Source organism: Neorhizobium huautlense, assembly GCF_030811685.1.
GTDB classification, from domain to species: domain Bacteria; phylum Pseudomonadota; class Alphaproteobacteria; order Rhizobiales; family Rhizobiaceae; genus Neorhizobium; species Neorhizobium huautlense_A.
The window spans coordinates 14,747-38,748 of record NZ_JAUSRF010000015.1 but is presented as its reverse complement, the minus strand read 5'-3'; the positions used below and the strand labels follow the sequence as shown (position 1 = coordinate 38,748).

27 protein-coding genes are annotated in these 24,002 nt (G+C 60.2%); 25 read left to right on the top strand and 2 right to left on the bottom strand.

Annotated elements, in window-relative coordinates; genetic code table 11:
- The first annotated feature begins 4 nt into the window (after positions 1 to 4).
- The 21 genes from J2T09_RS20240 to J2T09_RS20140 all read left to right on the top strand — a co-directional run bounded on the left by J2T09_RS20240 (position 5) and on the right by J2T09_RS20140 (position 19,975).
- Positions 5 to 292 carry a DUF1330 domain-containing protein gene (locus J2T09_RS20240; RefSeq protein ID WP_306837815.1) on the top strand — a complete coding sequence of 96 codons (288 nt, stop codon included), beginning with the start codon at positions 5 to 7 and terminating at the stop codon, positions 290 to 292.
- Positions 293 to 481: 189 nt separating this feature from the next.
- Entirely contained in the window at positions 482 to 1,462 is a 981-nt protein-coding gene (locus J2T09_RS20235) for a complex I NDUFA9 subunit family protein (RefSeq protein WP_306837814.1), read from the top strand.
- A 242-nt stretch (positions 1,463 to 1,704) separates the two neighbouring features.
- Complete coding sequence (locus tag J2T09_RS20230) at positions 1,705 to 1,857, top strand: hypothetical protein (protein WP_306837813.1); 153 nt, start codon at positions 1,705 to 1,707, stop codon at positions 1,855 to 1,857.
- 267 nt (positions 1,858 to 2,124) lie between these two features.
- Positions 2,125 to 2,817: a glutathione S-transferase family protein gene (locus tag J2T09_RS20225; protein WP_132276342.1), complete on the top strand. Its 693-nt coding sequence runs from the start codon at positions 2,125 to 2,127 to the stop codon at positions 2,815 to 2,817.
- Entirely contained in the window at positions 2,798 to 4,009 is a 1,212-nt protein-coding gene (gene queG, locus J2T09_RS20220) for a tRNA epoxyqueuosine(34) reductase QueG (RefSeq protein WP_306837812.1), read from the top strand. The genes J2T09_RS20225 and queG overlap by 20 nt, the downstream gene beginning before the upstream one ends.
- A complete protein-coding gene (locus J2T09_RS20215) occupies positions 4,009 to 4,881 on the top strand; it encodes an SDR family oxidoreductase (protein WP_306837811.1) in 873 nt (290 codons plus the stop codon). The genes queG and J2T09_RS20215 overlap by 1 nt, the downstream gene beginning before the upstream one ends.
- Positions 4,882 to 5,275: 394 nt before the next feature.
- Entirely contained in the window at positions 5,276 to 5,680 is a 405-nt protein-coding gene (locus J2T09_RS20210; protein ID WP_306837810.1) for a septal ring lytic transglycosylase RlpA family protein, read from the top strand.
- Between the two features lie 92 nt (positions 5,681 to 5,772).
- Complete coding sequence (locus J2T09_RS20205) at positions 5,773 to 7,053, top strand: RsmB/NOP family class I SAM-dependent RNA methyltransferase (RefSeq protein ID WP_306837809.1); 1,281 nt, start codon at positions 5,773 to 5,775, stop codon at positions 7,051 to 7,053.
- Positions 7,054 to 7,216: 163 nt separating this feature from the next.
- A complete protein-coding gene (locus tag J2T09_RS20200; RefSeq protein ID WP_306837808.1) occupies positions 7,217 to 8,476 on the top strand; it encodes an imelysin family protein in 1,260 nt (419 codons plus the stop codon).
- A gap of 139 nt (positions 8,477 to 8,615) precedes the next feature.
- Positions 8,616 to 10,184: a di-heme oxidoreductase family protein gene (locus J2T09_RS20195; protein ID WP_373458534.1), complete on the top strand. Its 1,569-nt coding sequence runs from the start codon at positions 8,616 to 8,618 to the stop codon at positions 10,182 to 10,184.
- Complete coding sequence (locus J2T09_RS20190) at positions 10,184 to 11,284, top strand: imelysin family protein (protein ID WP_306837807.1); 1,101 nt, start codon at positions 10,184 to 10,186, stop codon at positions 11,282 to 11,284. The genes J2T09_RS20195 and J2T09_RS20190 overlap by 1 nt, the downstream gene beginning before the upstream one ends.
- Positions 11,285 to 11,287: 3 nt before the next feature.
- The gene (locus J2T09_RS20185; RefSeq protein ID WP_306837806.1) at positions 11,288 to 12,373 is read left to right on the top strand and encodes a DUF1513 domain-containing protein; all 1,086 of its coding nucleotides are present in this window, start codon (positions 11,288 to 11,290) and stop codon (positions 12,371 to 12,373) included.
- A gap of 37 nt (positions 12,374 to 12,410) precedes the next feature.
- A complete protein-coding gene (locus J2T09_RS20180) occupies positions 12,411 to 12,866 on the top strand; it encodes a TspO/MBR family protein (protein WP_306837805.1) in 456 nt (151 codons plus the stop codon).
- 79 nt (positions 12,867 to 12,945) lie between these two features.
- Positions 12,946 to 13,395, top strand: a complete 450-nt coding sequence (locus tag J2T09_RS20175; RefSeq protein ID WP_306837804.1) for a PaaI family thioesterase — start codon at positions 12,946 to 12,948, stop codon at positions 13,393 to 13,395.
- Positions 13,392 to 14,045, top strand: a complete 654-nt coding sequence (locus tag J2T09_RS20170; RefSeq protein WP_306837803.1) for a 5'-methylthioadenosine/S-adenosylhomocysteine nucleosidase — start codon at positions 13,392 to 13,394, stop codon at positions 14,043 to 14,045. The genes J2T09_RS20175 and J2T09_RS20170 overlap by 4 nt, the downstream gene beginning before the upstream one ends.
- 83 nt (positions 14,046 to 14,128) lie before the next feature.
- Positions 14,129 to 15,706 carry a glutamine-hydrolyzing GMP synthase gene (gene guaA, locus J2T09_RS20165; RefSeq protein WP_306837802.1) on the top strand — a complete coding sequence of 526 codons (1,578 nt, stop codon included), beginning with the start codon at positions 14,129 to 14,131 and terminating at the stop codon, positions 15,704 to 15,706.
- Between the two features lie 205 nt (positions 15,707 to 15,911).
- Complete coding sequence (locus J2T09_RS20160) at positions 15,912 to 16,520, top strand: YkoF family thiamine/hydroxymethylpyrimidine-binding protein (RefSeq protein WP_306837801.1); 609 nt, start codon at positions 15,912 to 15,914, stop codon at positions 16,518 to 16,520.
- Positions 16,521 to 16,558: 38 nt separating this feature from the next.
- Complete coding sequence (locus tag J2T09_RS20155) at positions 16,559 to 17,377, top strand: ABC transporter permease (protein WP_306837800.1); 819 nt, start codon at positions 16,559 to 16,561, stop codon at positions 17,375 to 17,377.
- Positions 17,374 to 18,171 carry an ABC transporter ATP-binding protein gene (locus J2T09_RS20150; protein ID WP_306837799.1) on the top strand — a complete coding sequence of 266 codons (798 nt, stop codon included), beginning with the start codon at positions 17,374 to 17,376 and terminating at the stop codon, positions 18,169 to 18,171. Before J2T09_RS20155 ends, J2T09_RS20150 begins: the two co-directional genes overlap by 4 nt.
- Before the next feature lie 32 nt (positions 18,172 to 18,203).
- Complete coding sequence (locus tag J2T09_RS20145) at positions 18,204 to 19,220, top strand: ABC transporter substrate-binding protein (protein WP_306837798.1); 1,017 nt, start codon at positions 18,204 to 18,206, stop codon at positions 19,218 to 19,220.
- 164 nt (positions 19,221 to 19,384) lie between these two features.
- Positions 19,385 to 19,975 carry a YqaA family protein gene (locus tag J2T09_RS20140; RefSeq protein ID WP_306837797.1) on the top strand — a complete coding sequence of 197 codons (591 nt, stop codon included), beginning with the start codon at positions 19,385 to 19,387 and terminating at the stop codon, positions 19,973 to 19,975.
- A 76-nt stretch (positions 19,976 to 20,051) separates the two neighbouring features.
- On the opposite strand, the gene J2T09_RS20135 is transcribed toward J2T09_RS20140, so the two are convergent.
- Positions 20,052 to 20,222 carry a hypothetical protein gene (locus tag J2T09_RS20135; protein WP_306837796.1) on the bottom strand — a complete coding sequence of 57 codons (171 nt, stop codon included), beginning with the start codon at positions 20,220 to 20,222 and terminating at the stop codon, positions 20,052 to 20,054.
- A 167-nt stretch (positions 20,223 to 20,389) separates the two neighbouring features.
- Between J2T09_RS20135 and J2T09_RS20130 the strand changes: the two genes are divergently transcribed.
- From J2T09_RS20130 to J2T09_RS20120, 3 genes are all read left to right on the top strand, one after another.
- Positions 20,390 to 20,740: an ArsC family reductase gene (locus J2T09_RS20130; RefSeq protein ID WP_306837795.1), complete on the top strand. Its 351-nt coding sequence runs from the start codon at positions 20,390 to 20,392 to the stop codon at positions 20,738 to 20,740.
- A gap of 12 nt (positions 20,741 to 20,752) precedes the next feature.
- Entirely contained in the window at positions 20,753 to 21,229 is a 477-nt protein-coding gene (ybaK, locus tag J2T09_RS20125) for a Cys-tRNA(Pro) deacylase (RefSeq protein ID WP_306837794.1), read from the top strand.
- A 67-nt stretch (positions 21,230 to 21,296) separates the two neighbouring features.
- Positions 21,297 to 22,547, top strand: coding sequence for an aminopeptidase (locus tag J2T09_RS20120; protein ID WP_306837793.1), 1,251 nt, complete (start codon positions 21,297 to 21,299; stop codon positions 22,545 to 22,547).
- Positions 22,548 to 22,810: 263 nt separating this feature from the next.
- Here J2T09_RS20120 and J2T09_RS20115 read toward each other — a convergent pair whose 3' ends face one another.
- Positions 22,811 to 22,966, bottom strand: coding sequence for a hypothetical protein (locus J2T09_RS20115; RefSeq protein ID WP_306837948.1), 156 nt, complete (start codon positions 22,964 to 22,966; stop codon positions 22,811 to 22,813).
- Here J2T09_RS20115 and J2T09_RS20110 point away from each other — a divergent pair.
- Positions 22,890 to 23,969 (top strand): GH25 family lysozyme, encoded by a 1,080-nt coding sequence (locus tag J2T09_RS20110; protein ID WP_306837930.1) that lies wholly within the window; start codon positions 22,890 to 22,892, stop codon positions 23,967 to 23,969. The genes J2T09_RS20115 and J2T09_RS20110 overlap by 77 nt on opposite strands.
- Positions 23,970 to 24,002 lie beyond the last annotated feature (33 nt).

Below are 24,002 nucleotides of genomic sequence, written 5' to 3'. Positions count from 1 at the left end.
GAGAATGCCAAAAGGATACTGGATCGCCCGCGTCGATGTGCGCGATGCCGAGCGCTACAAGGATTACGTAGCAACGGCCAAACCGGCCTTCGAGCGTTTTGGCGCGGTCTTTCTCGCGCGCGGCGGGCCGGTCAGCCACCTGGAAGGCGAGGCTCGCAGCCGCAATGTGGTGATCGAGTTTCCTTCCGTTCAGGCGGCACTCGACTGCTACAATTCAGCGGAATACCAGGCCGCTGCGAAAATCCGCCAGGAAGTGGCAGATGCCGACATGCTCGTTGTGGAAGGCGTTTGAACGGCCGGATTCTTCCTTTCGAAATTCGACCGCGTTCTTGTGCAAGATCAAGGCGCACGGCTATCGGACCCGCATCATCGCGAACGCCGGACATTGTGTTCGCCCGCGCCACGCAACCACTTCACCTGCCGTCGCGTTTCGGCTAAGAGAATGCGACAACCCGCCACAGGCCCATTCCCGGAGCATGCCATGACCGTGTCCAATCTTCCGCCTCTTGTCACCGTTTTCGGAGGCTCGGGTTTTGTGGGACGATACGTCGTGCGCGCGCTCGCCAAGCGCGGTTACCGCATTCGCGTGGCGGTTCGCCGCCCCGACCTCGCCGGCTTTCTGCGCCCTGACGGTTATCCTGGCCAGATCGCCCTGATGCAGGCCAACCTGCGCAACAGGGAATCCGTCGAACGCGCCGTGGCCGGCGCCTCGCATGTGGTCAACTGCGTCGGCATCCTGTTCGAAAGCGGCAAGAACAAATTTGACGCCGTGCAGGATTCTGGCGCGAAGACCATTGCGGAAGCGGCAGCTGCGGCCGGTGCGAAACTCACCCATATTTCGGCGATCGGTGCCGACCCGAAATCCGCCTCTACCTATGCAAGCTCGAAAGGTCGTGGCGAAGTCGCCATTCTGGAAGCCCTGCCGGATGCCGTCATCCTTCGCCCGTCGATCGTATTCGGCAAGGAAGACGATTTCTTCAACAAGTTCGCCGCCATGGCCCGCAACCTGCCCTTCCTGCCGCTGATCGGCGGCGGCAAGACGAAATTCCAGCCGGTTTTCGTGGGTGATGTCGCGGAAGCCGTGGCCCGTTCGGTCGATGGCAAGGTGGCGACCGGCAAAATCTACGAACTCGGCGGCCCGGAAGTCATGACCTTCCGCAACTGTCTCGAGACCATTCTGCGCGTCACCTGTCGCAAGCGCAGTTTTGTTTCGCTGCCTTTCGGCATTGCCTCGCTGATCGGCAAGATCGCGCAGTCGGTTCCGCTGATCACCCCACCGCTGACGTCGGACCAGGTCACGCTTTTGAAGACGGACACCGTTGTTTCCGACGCTGCCAAGACCGAAGACCGCACGCTTTCCGGCCTCGGCATCCAGCCCACGCTCCTGAGCAATGTGCTGCCGCATTACGTGGTGCATTACCGCCCGCAGGGCCAGTTCACCAACACCGGAAAAGCCGCCTGAGCATTTTTAAAAATACGGCTAAATAATGAGCGCGAGCAGGCAATGCTCGCGCTTTTTCACATTTATAATGCGGCACAGTGTGACACAAACATCGCACCGGGAAATAGCATCGCGTTAACCGCAGATTCAGTAGAATCCCCTATTGTATCTTTGAAATCCGCCGAATAAATGCCGGGCTTCAGGATTTCAGGAAAGACATTCCCACCGTGACAGACGTACCTTCTTCCGAAAGGCCAAATTCCATGGGCAAGTCCATCGCACTGTTTTTTGCGTGTGCGGCACTGATCATTCTCGCAGGCTCGTTCATGGCGCCCGGTACGGTTGCCGCCGGAAAGGGCTCCTGCGCCCCGGCCTACGGCGTAGATCCCTGCAGCACGGGTTCGATCGCGCGCTGAGCCGAGAAGACAGTTTCAGAAGATTTGAGGGTGAGTGGCATGCCGCTCACCCTTTTTCTTTGGGCAGAAGCCGAGGCATCGGCACGGTTAACGGCACGACTGCGTTCTTGATCATTTGTTAGAAAAATTAACTTAAAATGGCGAGAATTGTCACTCTGACCGTTTGCTCTGGTAATTAGGCCACTTCGCCTTATGTCAGCCACATTCGGGACTTGGAGGTCATCTCCGGCTTCCGCTGATAATTGCAGTACCAACAATCGAGTCCCGATGCCCACGCTCTATCATCACCCCATGTCGTCTGCCTCCCGGTTCGTGCGGCTTATCCTGGCCGAATACGGTTTTCAGACGGACCTCGTGGAAGAGCAGACCTGGGAAAAACGCCGGGAGTTTCTGGCCCTTAACCCGGCTGGCACGCTTCCCGTTTATGTGGACGACAATATGCGGGTGTTGAGCGGGCCGAACGTGCTGCTCGAATTTCTCGACGAAACCCATGGCGTATTGAAGCGCGAGCGCCGGCTTCTGGCCGAAGACCCGTTTCAGCGCGCCGAAATCCGTCGGCTGACCGAATGGTTCCTCCTCAAGATGGAACGGGACGTGACGCTGCCGCTGACCCGCGAACGCGCCTACAAGCTGCAGATGACGGCGGCGCAGGGCGGTGGCGCGCCGGATTCGAAGGTCCTACGCACCTCGCGCGCCAACATCCGCCAGCATATGAAATATCTGTCCTGGCTTGCCGGCTCGCGCCCGTGGCTTGCCGGCGAACGCCTGTCCTATGCGGATCTCGCCGCCGCCGCCTCGATCTCCGTGCTCGACTATCTCGGCGAGATCGATTGGCAGGAGACACCGATTGCCAAGGAATGGTATCAGAGGCTGAAATCGCGGCCTTCCTTCCGGCCGCTTCTGGCGGAACGTGTCCGCGGCCTAACCCCGGTGTCCCATTATGCGGATCTCGACTTCTGAGAATGAGCCCGATGTTGCGCGGGCAGATGCCCCGTCGCAGCAGACTGCTCGCTCGGAAAAGGAGCGCCTGCGCGCCGGCAAACTGACGGCGCTGATCAAGGCCGAAGCGCAAGCCCAAGGTTTTGACCTCTGTCGCATCACCTCTCCCGACAGCATTCCGCAGGCTCCTTCCCGCCTTGTCGAGTTCGTTGACGCCGGCCGGCATGGCACGATGGCGTGGATGGAGGAAACCCGCGAACGTCGCGGCGACCCGAAAGTGCTGTGGAGCGAGGTCCGCTCGATCGTCATGTTCGGCATGAATTACGGACCGGACGAGGACCCGCGCGGACTTCTCGAAAAACCCGACAAGGGCAACATCTCCGTCTACGCCCGCAACCGCGATTACCACGACGTTATCAAGGGCCGTTTGAAGGAAATCGCCACGCGTTTTGCCGCCCGCGCCAGCGTCGATGTCAAAGTGTTCGTCGATACCGCGCCGGTGATGGAAAAACCGCTGGCGGCAGCCGCCGGTCTCGGCTGGCAGGGCAAACACACCAATCTCGTCAGCCGCACGCATGGTTCCTGGCTGTTTCTCGGCAGTCTTTTTACGACGGCCGAACTGGATTTCGACGAGACCGAGGGCGATCATTGCGGCAAATGCCGTGCCTGTCTCGATGCCTGTCCAACCAATGCGTTTCCGGCGCCCTACCAGATCGATGCACGGCGCTGCATTTCCTACCTGACGATCGAGCACAAGGGGTCGATTGCCCACGAATTCCGGCCGCTGATCGGCAATCGCATCTATGGCTGCGACGATTGTCTGGCCGCCTGTCCGTGGAACAAGTTTGCCGCAAGTGCCAGCGAGATGAAGTTGCAAGCGCGTGAGGACTTGAAGGAGCCGTCACTCGCCTTCCTGCTGATGCTGGACGATACGCAGTTCCGCAGTTTCTTCAGCGGCTCACCGGTGAAACGCATCGGCCGTGACCGGTTTGTGCGCAACACACTGATCGCCGCCGGCAACTCGGGTGATCGCGGTTTTATCGAGATCTGCACCACCTTGTCCCGTGACGCCTCCCCCACCGTGCGCGGCATGGCAGTCTGGGCATTGTCGCGATTGATGACAAAAGATGAATTCGAACGGTTTGCGTCCAGTCGCATTATCGATGAGGATGCGGATGTCGAAACAGAATGGGCAATGGCAGGAGTGGCGTGATGCAGGTGCTGGTCTTTGGTGCGGGTTATTCCGGGCAGGCGATCGGCGCAAACATTCTCGCCCATGGCAAGGCGGCGGCCGGCACGACACGCAGCGCCGACAAACTTGCCGAACTCGGCGGCCGCGGCATCACTCCTTATATATATAATGGAGAGGTATTCTCTCCCGAGCTGCGCCGCGCCATGCGCACGACCACGCATCTTGTCCAGTCCATCCCGCCCGGCGCCGAAGGCGACAGCGTTTTGCGCCTGACCGGACGCGATCTGGAAAAATGGTTTCCGGCGCTCACCTGGGTCGGTTATCTGTCGACCGTCGGCGTTTACGGCAATCATGACGGCGCCTGGGTGGATGAGACGACGCCCTGCCACCCGAAATCGGCACGCGCGCTGGAGCGTGTCGCTGCCGAACGGGCATGGCAGGAGGCGGGACAGGCAGCCGATATTCCGGTCGCCATTCTTCGGCTGGCCGGCATCTACGGTCCCGGCCGCAATGCCTTCGTCAATCTCGCCCGAGGCACGGCGCATCGCATCATCAAGAAAGACCAGGTTTTTAATCGCATCCGCGTCGAAGACATTGCCGGCGCGACACGGTTTCTCGCCTCATCGAAGACCGGCGGCATCTTCAACATCACTGACAACGAACCCGCGCCGCCGCAGGATGTCGTGACGGAAGCAGCCCGCCTGATGGGCGTGGAGCCGCCGCCGGAACAGGCATTCGAAACTGCGGAAATGCGGCCGATGGCGCGCTCGTTCTATGGCGACAACAAACGCATCTCCAATGCCGCCATATGCAACCTTGGATTTCAATTTCAGCATCGCGATTACCGTACATCGCTGTCGGAGCTTTGGTTTTCTGGCCGCTGGAAAGGCTGACCTGTCGCCGGGAAGACGCTCCGTAAAAGCCGCAAGAACGGATGAAATTTCCTACCAAGGCCACGTGTGAGGTCATAAATTCTTAAGAAGATGGGCAGCGCCTCACAAAAATTCCGCAAATAGGGCAGTCAAAATCACTGCCGCGCAAAATTTTTTTCGCGATTTTTGTGATCACTGTGACAGCGCCACGACAAGCGGAATAGTTTTGCGGTTTTTACTGATTTTACTGCGATTCTTGCGTGTCCGTTAACGATTTGGCAACCTGCAGATTCATCACGCACGTTAACGGATGAAATATTCCGTGATCAAAAAGCCCACTTTTTCGCCTTTTTTGGCCCTGCCTTAGCGTTCCCCACCGCAAGAGCGGCTCTTCGACCACTGGGGATACTCCGATTTGAACTTCGTCCGACGCTCACTTTCCATCGCAGCTGCCGTGGCTGCTATCAGCTGTCTCGGTGCCGCGCAGGCAAATGCTGCGCCCGGTTGCGGACATGCCTCCTGGTATGCGCTCACCTCCAAAACCGCATCCGGTGAACGCATGAACGCCAGCCTGATGACCGCCGCCCATCGCTCGCTGCCGTTCGGCACCAAGGTTCTGGTGACCAACAAGCGCAACGGCAAAAGCGTTGTTGTTCGCATCAACGACCGTGGCCCGTTCATCCGTGGCCGCATCATCGACGTTTCCAAGGCCGCCGCCAAGAACATCGGCATGGTCAATTCCGGCACCGCCCAGGTCTGCTACCAGATCGTTGATGGCGGCAACCAGAAAGTCGCGGCCAAGGGTGCCAAGGAAGGCTGATCCATCAGTCAGTCTTGTGACCTCCTCTTGCCCTGTCGCTCAAACCCCGATAGGACCCCGCGCATACGGGTTCAACCGATACGGAGTTTGAGATGCGACTGGGCGGACGAGTAGCCGGGGCAATTGAAGTACTGGCCGACATCGAGGCGCGCAGGCGCCCTGTCGCCGATGCCCTCAAGGACTGGGGCCTTGCCCATCGGTTTGCCGGATCAGGCGACCGCGCCGCGATCGGCAATATCGTTTATGACGCGCTGCGCATGCGCCTGTCGCATGCCTGGCTGATGGAAGACGACAGCCCGACCGCACTTGCCTTCGCAGTTCTGATCCGCCAGTGGGGTTTTACACCCGAGACGCTGGCGACAGAGCTGGAAGACGACAAGTTCGCACCGGCACTGCCTTCCTTCGCGCCACTTCTCTCTCGCGACCTTGCCGACGCGCCGCTGCATGTGCAGGGTGATATTCCCGACTGGGTTCAGCCATCCTTCGAAGCCGGTTTCGGCGAGGAGTGGCTTAGCGAGGCCAAGGCGCTGGCTGGGCGCCCGACCCTTGATCTGCGCGCCAACACATTGAAGGCGTCGCGCGACAAGGTGGTGAAGGCACTCGACCGCTCAGGCGCGACCGCATCTCCGATCGCTCGAAACGGCGTGCGCATCGCCGCCGGTGAAGGCCCGTCACGTCTACCCAACGTCACCGCCGAGCTTTCGTTCCAGAAAGGCTGGTTCGAGGTTCAGGACGAAGGCTCGCAGATCGTTGCCGATCTGGTCATGCCGGCCGAGGGTGCGCAGGTGCTGGATTATTGCGCCGGCGGCGGTGGCAAGACACTCGCCATGTCGGCTGCCATGCATAACAAGGGGCAGATCCACGCCTATGACACCGACCGCAAGCGTCTGGCGCCGATCATCGAGCGCCTGAAGCGCGCCGGCGTGCGTAATGCGCAGGTGCATGACGATGTGCGCCGCATGGAGAACCTCAGGCAAAAGCTCGATACCGTGCTTGTCGATGCGCCCTGCACCGGCACCGGCACATGGCGCCGCCGCCCCGACACCAAATGGCGGCTGACACAGAAGAATATCGAGGAACGCACGGGACAACAGCAGGAAGCGCTGGCCGAGGCTGCCGCTTACGTGAAGCCGGGCGGCACGCTGATCTATGTTACCTGTTCGGTTCTGCCGGAAGAAAACGATCTTCAAGCCAAGCGGTTTGCGCAAAACAATCCCGAGTTTTCGATCGAGCCCGCAGCGCCGGCCTGGGATGCGCTGTTCGGCGAAAAGGCTCCGCGTCCGCATTCGCGTGACAATGCCACACTGACGCTGACGCCCGCGTCGACGGATACGGACGGCTTCTTCTTCTGCCGCATGCGCCGCAAAGGCTGATTTCTGCCTCTGAAATATAGCTTGAACGGCCGATAATACAGGCCGTTCAAGCACATGCTGTTGTTTGGAAATACTCCAAACTAGATTGTTTGACACAAGTTAAAAAAAGCGCGATGACACGTTTCTCGCAGCCTTGAGAGCAATGGCTGCATCAGGAGGGACGATGATCCGCAAAACCTTGCTCGGCGCCGCTTTCGCGCTGCTTTCCGCTTCCGCTGCCTTTGCCGCAACAGAACCTGCGGCCGTGATCAAGCATTACGCCGATGTGGCGCATGCCAAATACGAAGATTCGCTGACGACAGCCAAGGCGCTGGATGCCGCCATCGACGCGCTGATCGCCAAGCCGAGCGCCGATACGCTGAAGGCGGCGCGCGAAGCCTGGATCGCGGCACGCGTGCCTTACCAGCAGAGCGAAGTCTATCGTTTCGGCAATCCGCTGGTCGATGACTGGGAAGGCAAGGTGAATGCCTGGCCGCTGGATGAAGGCCTGATCGATTATGTCGACGCCTCCTATGGCACGGAAAGCGATTCCAACGCCTATTACACCGCAAACATCATCGGCCATCCGACGCTGACGGTGAACGGCGAAACGATCGACGCCAAGAAGATCACCCCGGAACTCTTGGAAAGCCTGCAGGAAGCCGGCGAGGTCGAGGCCAATGTAGCGACCGGTTACCACGCCATCGAGTTTCTGCTCTGGGGCCAGGATCTGCATGGCACGGAAGCCGGCGCCGGTGAGCGCCCTTACACCGACTATGACAAGGCCAATTGCACCAATGGCAATTGCGACCGCCGCGGCGAATATTTGAAGGCAGCATCGACACTGCTGATCAAGGATCTGCAGGAAATGGTCGATGCCTGGGCACCGGGCGGCGAAGCCACCAAAAATGTCGAGGCCAATCCGAAGGCCGGCCTCACCGCCATCCTGACCGGCATGGGTTCACTCTCCTATGGTGAACTCGCCGGCGAACGCATGAAACTCGGCCTGCTGCTGCATGATCCGGAAGAAGAGCATGATTGCTTCTCCGACAACACCCACGCCTCGCATCTGAACGACGCTGTCGGCATCGCTGCCGCCTATACCGGCAATTACACCCGCGTTGATGGCACCAAACTGACAGGTCCGTCGCTCTCGGATCTGGTGAAAGCCAAGGATGCCAAGCTCGACACCGAGATGACCGGCAAGCTGGACGCGACGCTTGTCGCCATGAACGCCATGGCAGACCGTGCCAAGGGCGGCGAGGCTTATGACCAGATGATCGGTGACGGCAACAAGGAAGGCAACGCCGTCGTGCAGAAGGCGATCGACGGCCTGATCGACCAGACCAAGACGATCGAACGCGTCATCACCGCACTCGACCTCGGCTCGGTCTCGCTCGAAGGTTCCGACAGCCTCGACAACCCGGACGCCGTCTTCAAATAAGAGGCCAAAAACTTTGGCATCCGCGACAAAACGCATGTCGCGGATGCCGCAAAAATGTCGGATCGTGCCCGCATGAGGCGAATTGTTCGCCGCCATGCGCGTTCTGCCGCGATCCACCCCATTATGTGAGTTTCGTTCCATGAAGACGTCGAGGGCATTGCTGCTGGTGCTGCCGATCCTTTTCGGTGCGCCCCTCTTTTTGTCGCCCCTCGCGACTTCGAACGTTTCCGCGCAGGACGCGCCTGCCGCAGACATCCCTGCCATGCCGCAGGAACGAACCGATCTCACGCCAAAAGATCGCAAACGGGTGGCAACCGTTACCCGGCCGACCGACGACTTTTCAAAACCCGAACAGTTCGAGACCATGCAGGGCGGGGCTGCCACCACCAAGGCCACCGTCAACGGCAATATCTTTTCGCATTTCTCCACCAACCTGACCTTTCAGGAGGAGGAAACGTTCAAGCTGGGCAATGCGTTGTTCACCAAGCTGTGGGTGGCAGCCCCCTCTTCGACACAGGCATCCGATGGGCTTGGCCCGCTGTTCAACGCACGCGGCTGTCAGAGCTGTCACCTCAAGGATGGTCGCGGCCATCCGCCGGAAGGCGCGCCGGATGCCACCTCGATGTTCTTGAGGCTGGCGCGACCGGCGAAAACCGAGGCCGAAAAGACAGCGGTCGCCGAGCGCAAGGTGCTGAACTTTCCCGATCCGGTCTATGGCGAACAGTTGCAGGACCTTGCCGTTCAGGATCTGGCCATCGAAGGCCGGATGGTGGTCAATTACGAAGAAATCCCGGTGGAGTTGGCGGGTGGCGAAAAAATCTCGCTGCGGAAGCCGACCTATTCCGTCTCCGATCTGGGTTACGGACCGATGCATCCCGACACGACACTGTCGCCGCGCGTTTCGCCACCGATGATCGGGCTCGGACTGGTGCAGGCCATCCATGAGGCGGATATCCTCGCCAATGCCGACCCGGACGACAAAAACGAGGACGGCATATCCGGCAAGCCGGCTTTCGTGCGCGATCACCGAACCAGTGAGCTGAAACTCGGCCGTTTCGGCTTCAAGGCACAAAATGCCTCGATCCGCGACCAGACTTCCTCCGCCTTTGCCGGCGATCTCGGCATTTCGACGCCGGATGCACCGCGCGATTTCGGCGATTGCACGCAGGCTCAGACCAAATGCCTGACACTGCCGACCGGCGTGCAGGAACGCCTGGGACCGACCGAAGCACCGGACCCGGTGATGGATCTCGTCACCTTCTATTCCGAAAATCTGGCCGTGCCGGCCCGCCGCGACATCGACAACCCGACCGTTCTGCGCGGCAAGGAAATGTTCTACACATCCGGCTGCACCGGCTGCCACACGCCGAAATTCGTCACACGGCGCGATGCCGGCAACAAGGCGCAGGCGTTCCAGCTGATCTGGCCCTATTCCGATTTTCTACTGCACGACATGGGCGAAGGCCTCGCCGATGGCCAGCAGGTGGGCGATGCCGATGGCCGCGAATGGCGCACCCAACCGCTCTGGGGCATCGGCTTGACGAAAACCGTCAACAACCACACGTTCTTCCTGCACGATGGTCGCGCGAGAAACCTGACCGAAGCGGTTCTCTGGCACGGCGGCGAGGCGCAGATCGCGCGCGACGCCTTTGCCGGCTTGCCGAAACACGATCGCCAAGCCCTCATCACCTTCCTGGAGTCGCTTTAATGCGCAAAACCCTCATTGCCAGCCTTGCCCTCCTGATGCCGGCCGCCGTTTTGGCGCAGGAACCCGCCCCGGCGGTGACCCTGCCCGAGGCCAAGGTGAAGGCAGTGATGACGGCGGCGGTCGATGGGTTCATCAAGCCGGGTTACGATGCCTTTGCCGCATCTGCCGCATCCACGACCAAGGTGGTTGGGGCGCTGTGTGCCGAACCTTCGGACGCCAATTACAAGGCGGCGCAAGATTCGTTTCGCAACACGGCCAAAAGCTGGGCGCATATCGAGATCGTCCGCACCGGGCCGATCATCGAGCAGAACCGCTTTGAACGCATCCTGTTTTATCCCGACCGCAAAAGCACGGGTCTAAAACAGGTGCAGGCCGTGCTTTCAAAATCTGACGAGACCGCGACAGACCCGAAAACACTGGGCACCAAGAGCGTGGCGACCCAAGGTCTTGGCGCACTGGAATATCTGTTGTTCGGCACCGATGCACAGACATTGGCGACCGCGGAGAAAGACAGTTTTCGTTGCCGGTATGCCGCCGCAGTCGCCGGCAATATCGCCAATGTGGCCGAAGAAGTTTCCGGCATCTGGGACGCGCCCGACGGCATCCAGAAAGCCTGGGAAGAGCCCGGCCCCGACAACCCGGCCTTCCGCACCGGCGGCGAAGCGATGACGGCACTGCTCGGCATTCTCGTGCACGGGGCGGAAGCCGTGCGCGACCAGCGCATCGAAACCTTTTACAAGGGACCGGACAAGGCAAAGTTTCCCAAACAGGCGCTATTCTGGCGCTCTCAAAACACATGGCCGTCCATCATTGCCAATATCGAGGGTCTGAAGACACTGCTCGCGACATCCAAAATGGTCGATCTTCTGCCGGAAAAGGACAAGCCGGTCGTGGCCGCGATCGACAAGCAACTGACGGCGATGGCGACAACGGCCGGCAGCGTAACGAATGACCTCGAAAAGGCCGTGGCCGATGAGCGCGAGCGCCAAAAACTCGATGTGCTGCTCGCCGAGGGGAAGGACGTCATCGCCAAACTGAACGACGGTTATGGCGGCGCGATCGGCCTCAGCTCCGGTTTTTCCTTCGCTGACGGCGACTGAACCATGGTCTGGCGCGGCGAAACCATCGATCGGCGCAATTTTCTGAAGGCTGCGGGCGTAGCCTTTACAGCCGCGCTGACACCCGGTTCGCTGCGGGCGCTGGAGCGCACTGACGCCATCTATGCCTCCGGTTTTCGCGCACGCGACGGCTCCTTCGGCATTGCCACCGTTTCCGAGCGCGGCGAGATCATCGATCGTGTCGCCCTGCCCGCCCGCGCCCATGGTCTGGCCCACAGCGCTGCCATCGGTCGTACCGTCGCTTTCGCCCGCCGCCCCGGCACGTTCGCGATGATTTTTGATGCCTCACGACAGGCCGAACCGATCATCATCACCGCCCCGGAAGGCCGGCACTTTTACGGCCACGGCCATTTTTCCCCGGATGGTTCTCGTCTCTACGCCAGCGAAAACGACTTTGACGGCAATCGCGGCATGATCGGCATCTATGACGCCACCGACCGTTTCCAGCGTATCGGGGAGTTCGATGCGTATGGTCTCGGCACGCACGACATGACCGTGTCCGACGATGGCGCCATGCTGGTGATCGCCAATGGCGGTATCGAAACCCATCCGGATTTCGGCCGCACCAAACTCAATCTCGACCATATGGAGCCCTCGCTGGTTCTTTTGGACGCCCGCACCGGCGCGCTGATCCAGAAACACACGCTGCCACCATCGCTTTCAAAACTGTCCACCCGCCATCTCGACATCGCCGACAATGGCCGCATCTGGTTTGCCTGCCAATGGGAAGGGGCGCGCAACGAATTGCCGCCGCTGGCCGGCTGGATTTCCAAGGGCGAGGATATCGCCCTTCTCGACCTGCCGGAGGAAACGACCGTTCGCCTCGGCAATTATGTCGGCGCCATCGCCGTGAACCGTCGCGAGGGACTGGTGGGCCTGACCTCGCCTGTCGGCGGTGCGGCCGTGACACTGGATGCCAAGACCGGCGCGGTCCTGCGCGAAGAGATTGTCCGCGAGGCAGCGGGCGTTGCGCCTGCCCCATCAGGCATCGCCGTTTCCAGCTATGACGGCCACTTCAACGACACTCGGAATGACGTTGCCTGGGATCAACATATCATTTCGCTAAAATAAGCTTTACTCTCGCTTTTGACGGCCCTATGTCAGCTTCATGCGAAAACTGACAACCTATATTTTATTTGTTGCAGCATGTGTCGCCATCGGCGTTCTGAGCGGCATCGCCAATATGCCGGGTGACTGGTATCAGGCGCTCGAAAAACCGCCGCTCAATCCGCCGAACTGGATCTTTGGGCCGGTCTGGGCAGCGCTTTACGTGATGATCGGCACGGCGCTGGCCGAAACATGGTTCGATGAAAACAATCGCAACCGGCTGATCGTGTTCGGTCTGCAGGGCATTCTCAACATCTGCTGGTCGCCGGCCTTCTTTGGAATGCAGAACCCGCCCCTCGGTCTCGCCATCATCGTGCCGATGCTGTTTTTCATTCTTCTGTTCATCGCCATGAGCTGGAACCCCAACCGCAAGGCTGCCCTGCTGTTCGTGCCCTATGCGATCTGGGTCTCTTTCGCCACCTATCTCAACCTTGCCATCGTTCTGTTAAATCCCTGATCTACTTGCCGTGAGACAAGCCGCCGCTTGCGATCAAAGCCGACCTCGTGCAAGTTCGTGGCGACAAACAGGAGCGGACATGACGGTGATCGACCCCGGCGATTTTCAGACACGCATCGAAAAAAGCTTTGCCAGCCAGCAGGCCATGGCCATGCTCGGTGCCGAACTGACACGGGTCGAGCGGGGGAGTGTCGAGATCGAGATGCCGTTCGATCCAAAGCTCACCCAGCAGCACGGTTTTCTGCATGCCGGCGTGATTGCCGCAGGCCTCGATTCCGCCTGCGGGTATGCGGCTTACACGCTGATCGAGCCGGAAGCCTCCATTCTCACTATCGAATTCAAGATCAACCTGATGTCGCCGGGCCGTGGCGAACGCTTTCTGTTTCGCGGCGAGATCACCAAGCCGGGCTCGACCATCATCGTCGCCGACGGACGCGCCTATGCGCTGGGCGACGGGCCGGCCAAGCTGATCGCCTCGATGAGCGGCAGCATGATGGTGATCCGCGGCCGTCAGGATCTTGTCGAATGAATGCGCCGCTCTCGATTGCGCCCACCAAACAGATTGCCGGAAAATCCGTCCTCTTCGTGATGGCGGTAGATGCCGAATATGGGCCGCATCTCAAAGCCCGCATCGCGCCGCTGATGACCGGTGTCGGCCCCGTGGAAGCGGCCGCCGTTCTGTCGCGCGAGTTGACGCTTCTGGAGACCGCCGGCGGCCTGCCGGATCTCGTCGTGTCGCTCGGTTCCGCCGGCTCGCGCAGTCTCGAGCAGACCGGTGTCTACCAAGCCTCCTCAGTCGCCTATCGTGACATGGATGCTTCGCCGCTCGGTTTCGAAAAAGGCGCAACGCCGTTTCTCGATCACCCGGCCATTCTGCCGCTGCCACTCAAAATCCCGGGCATTGCGCAGGCCTCGCTTTCCACCGGCGGCAATATCGTTTCCGGCTCGGCTTACGGCCTGATTGCCGCCGACATGGTGGATATGGAAACTTTTGCTGTCATGCGCTGCTGCCAGCTTTTTGGCGTGCCGCTGATCGGTCTGCGCGGCATTTCCGATGGCAAGGAAGAGTTGAAACATGTCGGCGACTGGACCGAATACCTTCATGTGATCGACGAAAAGCTGGCCGATGCCGTCGACAAACTGACGACAGCCATCGAAAGCGGCAGCATTCCGCTATGAAGCCAGCGAGAATCCGCTATGCGCTGGCGGTTTTTCCCGTTTGTCCGGTTGCCAGAAATGCCAAGTTTCTCTAAAGGCTCGCCATGACCCAGATAGCTCATCCCGACAGCATCCTCATCATCGATTTCGGCAGCCAGGTAACGCAGCTGATTGCGCGCCGCGTGCGCGAAGCAGGCGTCTACTGCGAAATCCATCCCTTCCAGAGTGCCGCAGAAGCCTTTGACAAGCTCGCGCCAAAAGGCGTGATCTTCTCCGGCGGCCCGGCTTCGGTGACCACCGAAGGCAGCCCGCGCGCACCGCAGGCCGTCTTCGACAGCGGCGTGCCGATCCTCGGCATCTGCTACGGCCAGCAGACGCTCTGCACCCAGCTTGGCGGCGTCGTTGAAGGTGGCCATGCCGCCGAATTCGGCCGCGCCGATGTGGAAGTGAAAAAGGCCAGCCCGCTGTTCGACGGTTTCTGGGAAAAGGGTGGCCGTTATCCGGTCTGGATGAGCCACGGCGACCGCGTGACAAAACTGCCGGAAGGTTTCGAGGTTATCGCAACCTCGGAAAACGCACCTTTCGCCATCGCCGCCGACGAAAGCCGCCATTACTACACGACGATGTTCCACCCGGAAGTGGTGCACACGCCGGATGGCGCAAAGCTGCTGTCCAACTTTGTGCACAAGATCGTCGGCCTGAAATCCGACTGGACCATGGCGGCCTACCGCGCCGAGATGATCCGCAAGATCAAGGATCAGGTCGGCAATGAGCGCGTCATCTGCGGCCTGTCGGGCGGCGTCGACTCGTCGGTGGCGGCGATCCTCATCCACGAAGCGATCGGCGACCAGCTGACCTGCATCTATGTCGATCACGGCCTGATGCGTCAGGGCGAGACCGAACAGGTGGTCGGCATGTTCCGCGACCATTACAACATCCCACTCGTGGCTGTTGATGCATCCGACCTGTTCCTGACCCAGCTTGCCGGCGAAAGCGACCCGGAAGTGAAGCGCAAGACGATCGGTCGCCTGTTCATCGAAGTGTTCGAAGCGGAAGCGGCAAAAATCGCTGCCGACGGCAAGGGCGCACCGCGTTTCCTCGCACAGGGCACGCTTTACCCGGATGTCATCGAAAGCGTTTCCTTCTCCGGCGGCCCTTCGGTCACGATCAAGAGCCACCACAATGTCGGCGGCCTGCCCGAGCGCATGAACATGCAGCTCGTTGAGCCGCTGCGCGAACTGTTCAAGGACGAGGTTCGCGCGCTCGGCCGTGAGCTCGGGATGCCGGACTCGTTCATCGGCCGCCACCCCTTCCCGGGTCCGGGCCTTGCCATCCGCTGCCCCGGCGGCGTGACGAAGGAAAAGCTCGACATCCTGCGCAAGGCCGATGCGATCTATCTCGACGAAATCCGCAAGGCCGGTCTCTATGACACGATCTGGCAGGCTTTTGCCGTGCTTCTGCCGGTACAGACCGTCGGCGTCATGGGTGATTACCGTACCTACGAGTTTGTCTGCGCGCTGCGCGCCGTCACCTCGGTCGACGGAATGACAGCGGACTTTTATCCTTACGACATGAACTTCCTCGGCCGCGCCGCAACCCGCATCATCAACGAAGTCCGCGGCATCAACCGCGTCGTTTATGACGTGACCTCGAAGCCGCCGGGCACGATCGAGTGGGAATAAGCGGAGCATCCGTTCCGACGACATCAGAAGGAGGGCGAGAGTCCTCCTTTTTCTTTGCTCGCAAAACTCGTCTTGCCAGCCACCCGGCGTCACGCTAAGAACGCGACATCACAGGGGTGCTCCGTAAGGCCGGGGCTGAGATTTGGTCGCATGACCATGGACCCTCAAGCTGATCTGGATAATGCCAGCGGAGCGAGGTAGAGCGATGTTTTCCGGCGCGCAGATTTCTTTGTATCCCATGACCGACGATTTCGTCGGCGTGATCATGAACGCGCTTTCCGCGCTCGATCCCTATAGTGAAAAGCTCAGGATCGAGACGGACGACATTTCCACCCTGCTCGTCGGCACGCCCGACATCGTTTTCGCCGCCATGCGCGACCTGTTCGCGGCTGCCGCGAAAAGCGGCAAACATTGCGTCCTGCACGCAACGATTTCGCGTGGTTGCCCGGGTGAACCGGACGATCCGATGTGTCAGGTGCCGGAATTTCTGGGCCCTTGGGCTCCGCTCGATGAGCGCAAGGCAAAGGCGCATGCGGCTGTGGCCGCCGCTCCTGTCATCGGCCAGGAATCGGCAGCACAGTTCTCGCTCTACACGCTCGGCATCGACGGCCATATGGACGAGATTTATGGCTGCATCGATTTCGTGAAGAACTCCGGCACGTTCGAGAAATCGAAAAACTTCTGCACGAAACTGCGCGGCGATACCGGCGCAGTTTTCTCTACCGTGCACGAAGCTCTGGTGCGTTTCGGACCACCGGCCGGCCATGTGACCATCGACCTGACGGTTTCCGCCAACAGCCCTTCCAAGCGCTGACGTTTTTCACGCGTCTTCCGATTGGCCGAGGCCTCATCATGTCGTTTTCGCAGTCACCAAGCGGGCGGCTTGCCGTCCAGATGATCTCCCATATCCGTCATGCCCTGCCGGCCATTCTGGCGGTCGGCAGTCTCGTGCTGATCTGGGAGGGATATGCGCAGTTCTCCGGCGTCTCGCCGACGACGCTGCCGGCACCTTCGCGAGTTCTGGCGCAGGCTTATCAATACCGGCAGGCACTGTTCGACAATGCCATCCCCACGCTGCGCGCCACATTGAGCGGCTTTGCGCTGTCGCTTTTTGCCGCCTTTCTTCTGTCGGTCATCGTCGATTTCGTGCCACGCCTGAAACGGGCGCTGTTTCCGGTCTTCATCATCAGCCAGACCCTGCCGCTGGTCGCCATCGCGCCTCTGATCGTCTTGTGGTTCGGCTTCGGGTTGCTGCCAAAAATCCTGCTGGTGGCGCTGGTCACTTTCTTTCCCATGCTGGTGGCGCTCTCCAAAGGTTATGAGGCGACCGAGCCGGAGCTTGAACAATTGCTGGCTTCAATGGGCGCACCGCGCTGGAAACTGTTCTGGCTGGCCCGCCTGCCATCATCCCTGCCCTTCTTTTTTGCGGGGCTTAGAATTTCCATCACCTATGCGGTGGTCGGCGCGATCTTTGCGGAATATGCGGGCGCCGCCAAAGGGCTCGGCATCTACATGCTGAACGCCAAGAACAATTTTCGCCCCGACCTCGTGCTCGCCGCCGTGCTGGTGAGCGCAGCATTGACGCTTTGCCTTTTTGGCGCAGCGGTTCTGGCGGAAAGATTGGCCATGCCTTGGACGCGCCGGACCTCCAGCGGAGGTGCGAGCCGATGAGTACGCCAAGGCTGAAGCTTGATCAGGTGGGTTACCGCTACGGTGACCTGTCGGTGCTCGAAAACATTTCCATGACCGTGCGGCCCGGAGAATTTGTCTCCATCCTCGGGCCCTCCGGTTCCGGCAAATCCACGCTGTTTCGGCTGCTGACCGGTGCCATCACCACGGATATCGGCACAACGGAATTCGATGGCAAGCTGCTCGCCAAGGCCGGACGCTCATTTGCCTTCATGCCGCAGCGGGATGCGCTGATGCCCTGGCGAAAGATTTTGGACAACACGACGCTGGGCTTGGAAGTACAGGGCATCGGCCGCAAGCAGGCCCGCGAGCGTGTTTCACCATTGTTTGCAGAGTTCGGCCTTGCCGGTTTCGAACAAAGCTACCCGGCAGAACTTTCCGGCGGCATGCGCCAGCGGGCGGCGCTGTTGCGGACCGTCGTGCAGGACAAGCCGATGCTTCTGCTCGACGAACCGTTTGGCGCACTCGATGCATTGACGCGGGCAGGCATGCAGCGATGGCTGGAAGCGATGTGGGAAAAACATCGCTGGACGGCGATGCTGGTGACCCATGACGTGCGCGAGGCCGTGCATCTGTCCGACCGCATCTATGTCCTCTCCCCTCGCCCGGCGCGTGTTATCCGCGAGATCGAAATCGATCTGCCTCGTCCGCGCGGGCGCGATGCCGCCACACAGGCACGGGCGGCGGCAATCGAGGCGGATATTCTCGAGACGCTTCTCAAGCCCGACACCGGCCATTTTGACGGCACTTCCTCGCAAGAGGCTGCCGCAACATAAGAATTCACGCGTTTCAGGAGGATAAAAACGCCATGACCATGCTCACCCGCCGCACGGCACTCGGCGCCGTTGCCGGCCTCGCCCTTTCGCCGCTTCTTGGCCTCCCGGCTCGGGCAGAAAACCAGAGTGTAAAGGTGGCGCTCGATTGGACGCCGAACACCAACCATATCGGCCTCTTCGTTGCCCGCGACAAAGGTTTCTACAGGCAAGCCGGTCTGGATGTCGAAATTCTGCCCTATACCGACACATCCGCCGGCACGCTGGTGGCCAACCATGTCGCCGATTTTGGCGTGATCGGCTCGATCGGCCTGTTCACCCAGCATTCGGCCGGCGCCGACCTGATCGGCACTTACGCCATCGTGCAGCATGAAACCGGCCGCGTGGTCTTCAATGCCGATCGCGATGACATCAGGAGCCCAAAAGATCTCGACGGCAAGACCTATGGCGGCTTTGGCAGCGCCTGGGAAAATGCGCTGCTCAGCGCCATGATCCGTCATGATGGTGGCAAGGGCGAGTTCGAAACGGTGACGCTCGGCACTTCGGCCTATCAGGCACTTGCCAATGGCTCCGTCGATTTCACGCTGGAAGTCTATACCTGGGAAGGTGTTCAGGCCGAACTGGAGGGCTTGAAGCAGAAGGCTTTCCGTTATGCCGATTACGGTGTGCCGGATGAACATACGGCACTGCTGGGCTCCAGCCGAAAATTCCTGGATGCGAAACCGGATGTGGCCAAGGCTTTCCTGCAGGCAACCCGGAAGGGTTATGCCTTCGCTGCCGACAATCCGGACGAGGCAACCGACCTGCTGATCGCCGCCAACAAGGATGCGCTGACCAATCGCGCACTGATCCGCGCCTCGCTACAGGCTTTGATCGACGGGCATTATCTGCGCACCACAAGCGGTGTGATCGGGCAGATGGAGCCGGCCAAGATGGAGGCGATCGGCACCTATCTGTTCGGCGCAAAAATCCTCAAGGACGGCGATGGCAAGGTGCTCGAGAGCAAGCCGGAAATGGCAAGCTATTTCACCAATGAGGCACTGGGCGGCTAAACATTTTCCGCAGAGCCTTACGCGAATGCCTGCCACCCCTCAGGCATTCGCTGTCTTACTATCAAAGCATGCGGTCAGAGAATGGCCATTTTTGCACTGCAGCAAGTTTACAAGTTTGGCTCGCGTCGATAGACCTCGCCGCACGACAGATCGGGGAAAATTGCATGCTGCGCAGACTCTACGACTGGACCATGGCGCTCAGCGCGCGCAAGGCCGCTTCCACATGGCTTGCCGTCATCGCCTTTGTTGAAAGCTCGATCTTTCTGATCCCGGCTGACGTATTGTTCCTGCCAATGGCGTTGGCTCGGCCGCAACGCGCCTGGCGCTACGCGCTGATCGCGACCATCGCATCGGTTCTGGGCGGGATCGCCGGCTGGTGGGTCGGCTACTACGCTTTCGATGCGATCGCGGCACCGGTTCTGGAATTTTACGGCAAGCTCGACACGTTCGAGGAATTGCGCTCCGGCATTTCCTTCGAGATGGTCATCCTGTTCCTGATGACGTCAGGCCTGGCGCATCTGCCGCCGATCAAGGTCGTGACCATACTGGCGGGCGCGGCGCATGTGAACATATGGTTGTTCATAGGCTCGGCCATTGTCGCCCGCGGCGCACGTTTTTATCTGTTGGCATGGCTGCTGCGGCGGTATGGCGAAGGTATCCGCCATTTCATCGAGCATCGTCTGGGGCTGATTACCGCAGGCGGCGCCGCTGTTCTGCTCGTGGCATATGTGGGCTACAAGTTCCTGACACACTGAGGGAAGCCTGTCAGGCAAAATATCGCCCCAGACTGCCCCTGATCTGTTCGGGGCAGTCAGATCATCAAAGCACTGCTTAGAACTGTACGCGGTCGAAAGCCTTCGGATCGATGCCGAGGGTCTTGAGGTCGCGGGCCTGCGGCTTGCGACCGCCTTCAACGGCGGCAGAAGCGGCGGTGGCAGCACCGAAAACAGCGATTGCACGGCCAATAAAACCACCGCGCATGTTCTTGAGGTTCGTGGACATGTGCATCTCCTTTTGTTGATTAGAATATGCTCCCGAGCTGCTTTGCATTCAATGCACAAGGTTAGATGGGAGCCATGCAAAACAACGCTGCCTGCCTGTATTTCCACTTGTCCCCTGCCGGTTTTGGAGGCATTTCAATGGTCGAATTTCGACAAGGGAGAGACCGGATGAGCGTTACGATTTTCGGCATCAAGAACTGCGACACGATGAAAAAGGCGCGCACCTGGCTGGAAGACCACGGCATCGACTACACTTTCCACGATTTTAAGGCATCCGGCATTGATCTGGCTCATCTTCAGACCTGGACGGACAAGGCAGGATGGGAAACGGTGCTGAACCGCGCCGGCACGACCTTCAAGAAACTGCCTGACGAGGCCAAGGCCGACATGAACCGCGACAAGGCGATTGGCCTGATGCTGGAACAGCCGTCGATGATCAAGCGGCCGGTTCTGGAAAAGGACGGTGCGCTGCTGGTCGGCTTCAAGCCGGAAATCTATGCCGAAGCTTTCGGCAAGTAAGGACGAACGACGATGTCGAAGACGACGCGCGCCACACAGACGCTCTCCAAGGCCGGTGTCGGCTTCGAGACCGTGACCTATGACTATGACCCCAATGCCGAGCGTGTGGGCCTGCAGGCGGCGGAGGCGATCGGCGAGGAACCGCACCGTGTGCTGAAGACCTTGATGGCCGAACTGGATGGCAAGCCGGTCTGCGTGGTCGTGCCGTCCGACCGTGAAGTCTCGATGAAAAAGCTGGCTTCCGCTTTCGGCGGCAAGTCGGCGCATATGATGAAACCCGCCGATGCCGAGCGTTTGACCGGCTATCATGTCGGTGGCATCAGCCCTTTCGGCCAGAAAAAGCAGGTGCCGACCGCCATCGAGATCGCCGCGATGGATGAGCCGCTGGTCTACATGAATGGCGGGCAGCGCGGATTGCAGGTCCGATTGAACCCGAAGGATGCGCAACGAGCCTTGAAGGCAATTGTCGCGCCCCTGATAGCTGACTGACCTTCAAATCCGCAGGCTGCAGGTCTATGTCTGTTTCATCGTTTTTTGAAAACAGGCAAGCATCTCCATGAACATCCATTCCGATATCGCCACGGTCGACCCCAAGAAGCTGGAAAAACTCGCCGAAGTGGCGGTGAAGGTGGGCCTGAGGCTGGAAGCCGGCCAGGATCTGGTGATGACGGCACCGCTTGCCGCCATCCCGCTGGTGCGGATGATCACCCGCCACGCCTATATGGCCGGCGCCGGGCTGGTGACGACCTTCTATTCCGACGAGGACACCACGCTTTCGCGTTACCGCCATGCGCCCGATGCCAGTTTCGACAAGGCGTCCGGCTGGCTTTACGGGGGCATGGCCAAGGCTTTTGCCGGCAATGCTGCGCGTCTGGCGATTGCCGGCGACAACCCGATGATGCTGGCGGGTCAGGATCCCTCCAAGGTGGCGCGTGCCAACAAGGCCAATTCGATGGCCTACAAGCCGGCGCTCGAAAAGATCTCCAATTTCGACATCAACTGGAACATCATCTCCTACCCCAACCCGGCCTGGGCAAAACAGGTGTTTCCGGAACTTGGCGAGCAGGAAGCGATCAAGAAGCTGGCCGATGCGATCTTTGCCGCCTCGCGTGTCGATCTCGACGATCCGGTCGCGGCGTGGACACAGCACAATGCCAACCTGCGCAAGCGCTCCACCTGGCTGAACGGCGAGCGTTTTTCGGCCCTCAAGTTCACCGGCCCGGGCACGGATGTGACGATCGGTCTGGCAGACGACCACGAATGGCATGGCGGCGAATCCACCGCCAAGAACGGCATCACCTGCAACCCGAACATCCCGACCGAGGAAGTGTTCACCACGCCGCACGCGCTGAAGGTGGAAGGATATGTGTCCAGCACCAAGCCTCTGTCGCATCAGGGCACGCTGATCGACGGTATTCAGGTGAAATTCGAGGGCGGCCGCATCGTCGAGGCGAAGGCCACCAAGGGCGAGGAAGTGCTCAACAAGGTGCTGGATACGGATGAAGGTGCGCGACGCCTCGGTGAAGTGGCCCTGGTGCCGCATTCCTCGCCGATTTCGGCCAGCGGCATCCTGTTCTACAACACGTTGTTTGACGAAAATGCCTCCTGCCACATCGCGCTCGGCCAGTGCTATTCGAAATGTTTCCTCGATGGTGCATCGCTCAGCCAGGAACAGATTGCGGCCAAGGGCGGCAATTCCAGCCTCATCCACATCGACTGGATGATCGGTTCCGACAAGGTGGATATCGACGGCATCAGTGCTGACGGTTCAATAAAGCCGGTCATGCGCAAGGGCGAATGGGCCTGATCCCAAACCACCATTGAATACGAAAAGGGCCGGCCTGCTTTCGTGGGCCGGACATGCGCGATGAGAATCCCCTGAGGCAGGCGATCCCTCCCCGCATGCCCACCATATGCTGCATCCGCGCAACTTTGGAGGTGATCTCCGTCAATTCCGTTGGCAATACACCTAAATTTTGAGCAGCCGGACCGTTCGTTCGTAAAGATTGCATTCAGTCTTTTCCGGTAATCTTCCGTTAGCACTGTCTCCAATGGTTCCGGTTTGCCGCGTCAGGCGCCGGACATGTGATGCGTACGGATACCGATGCATAAAGCGATCAAGCCTGCATTTTTCATGGCCACGCTGCTGTTGAGCAGTTGTTCATCGAGCACGACACCGGAATCCCTGGTGCCGACGCGGCCTTCCCGCGAGATGACCAGCTCCATTCAGCCGGCACCGCCGGTTCCGGTCGCCAGTGTTGGCGGTCCTTCCATGACCGCGGCACCGCAGCCACAGCACCAGGAAGTCCTGGCCTGGGCCGGATCGACGCCGAGCGACCACGCATCGGCGCCGATCGAACCCATGGAAACCATGGCGGCAAGCCGAACGGGCCGCCTGCCCGTCTCGGAAAGCACCGTCGGCATGCCGGCAACACCACTGCCCTTGCAGCGTCCGGCCGGCATGATGGAGACCGCAGCGCTTTCGTCCGGCACGATGAGTGCCGCCGCCCGCTCGCGCATCTACAGCCGCCAGTTCCGCGATGCCAAGCCGATCAATTTCGGCAAGGTGCAGCCACGCCATTTTGCCGTTCACGGCGTTGATGTCTCCCGCTGGCAGGGGGAGATCGACTGGCCGAAACTGAGAACCCAGGGCGCCAACTTCGCCTATATCAAGGCGACCGATGGCGGCGATCATCTCGACCCGATGTTCAGGACCAACTGGCGACGCGCCAAGGACGCCGGCATTCGCCGGGGTGCCTATCACTTCTTCTACTGGTGCCGCGCCGCCAGCGAGCAGGCCGACTGGTTCATCCGTAACGTGCCGCGCGAGCCGGATGCGCTGCCGCCGGTGATCGATGTCGAATACAATGGCGAATCGGCCTGCAAGATGCGGCTTTCGAAAGCGCGTGTGATCGAGAAGATGCAGGTGTTCATGGACAAGCTGGAGCGCCATTACGGCCAGCGTCCGGTGATCTACACCGCGCCCGATTTCTACAAGGACAACCTGCGCGGTGAATTCGAAAACTATCCGTTCTGGCTGCGCGCCGTCGCCCAGCATCCGTCAAAAGTCTATCCGGGCCGCAAATGGGTGTTCTGGCAATATTCCGGCTCCGGCCTGTCGCATGGCGTGACCGGCAAGATCGACCTCAACGTGTTCAACGGCAGCGAACAGCAGTGGCACAACTGGCTGAACCGCCAGCGCGGTTCGGGCGGCGTCGCCAGCCGGTAAGGCTGGCGACCGATACCACTGAATACAAAAGAG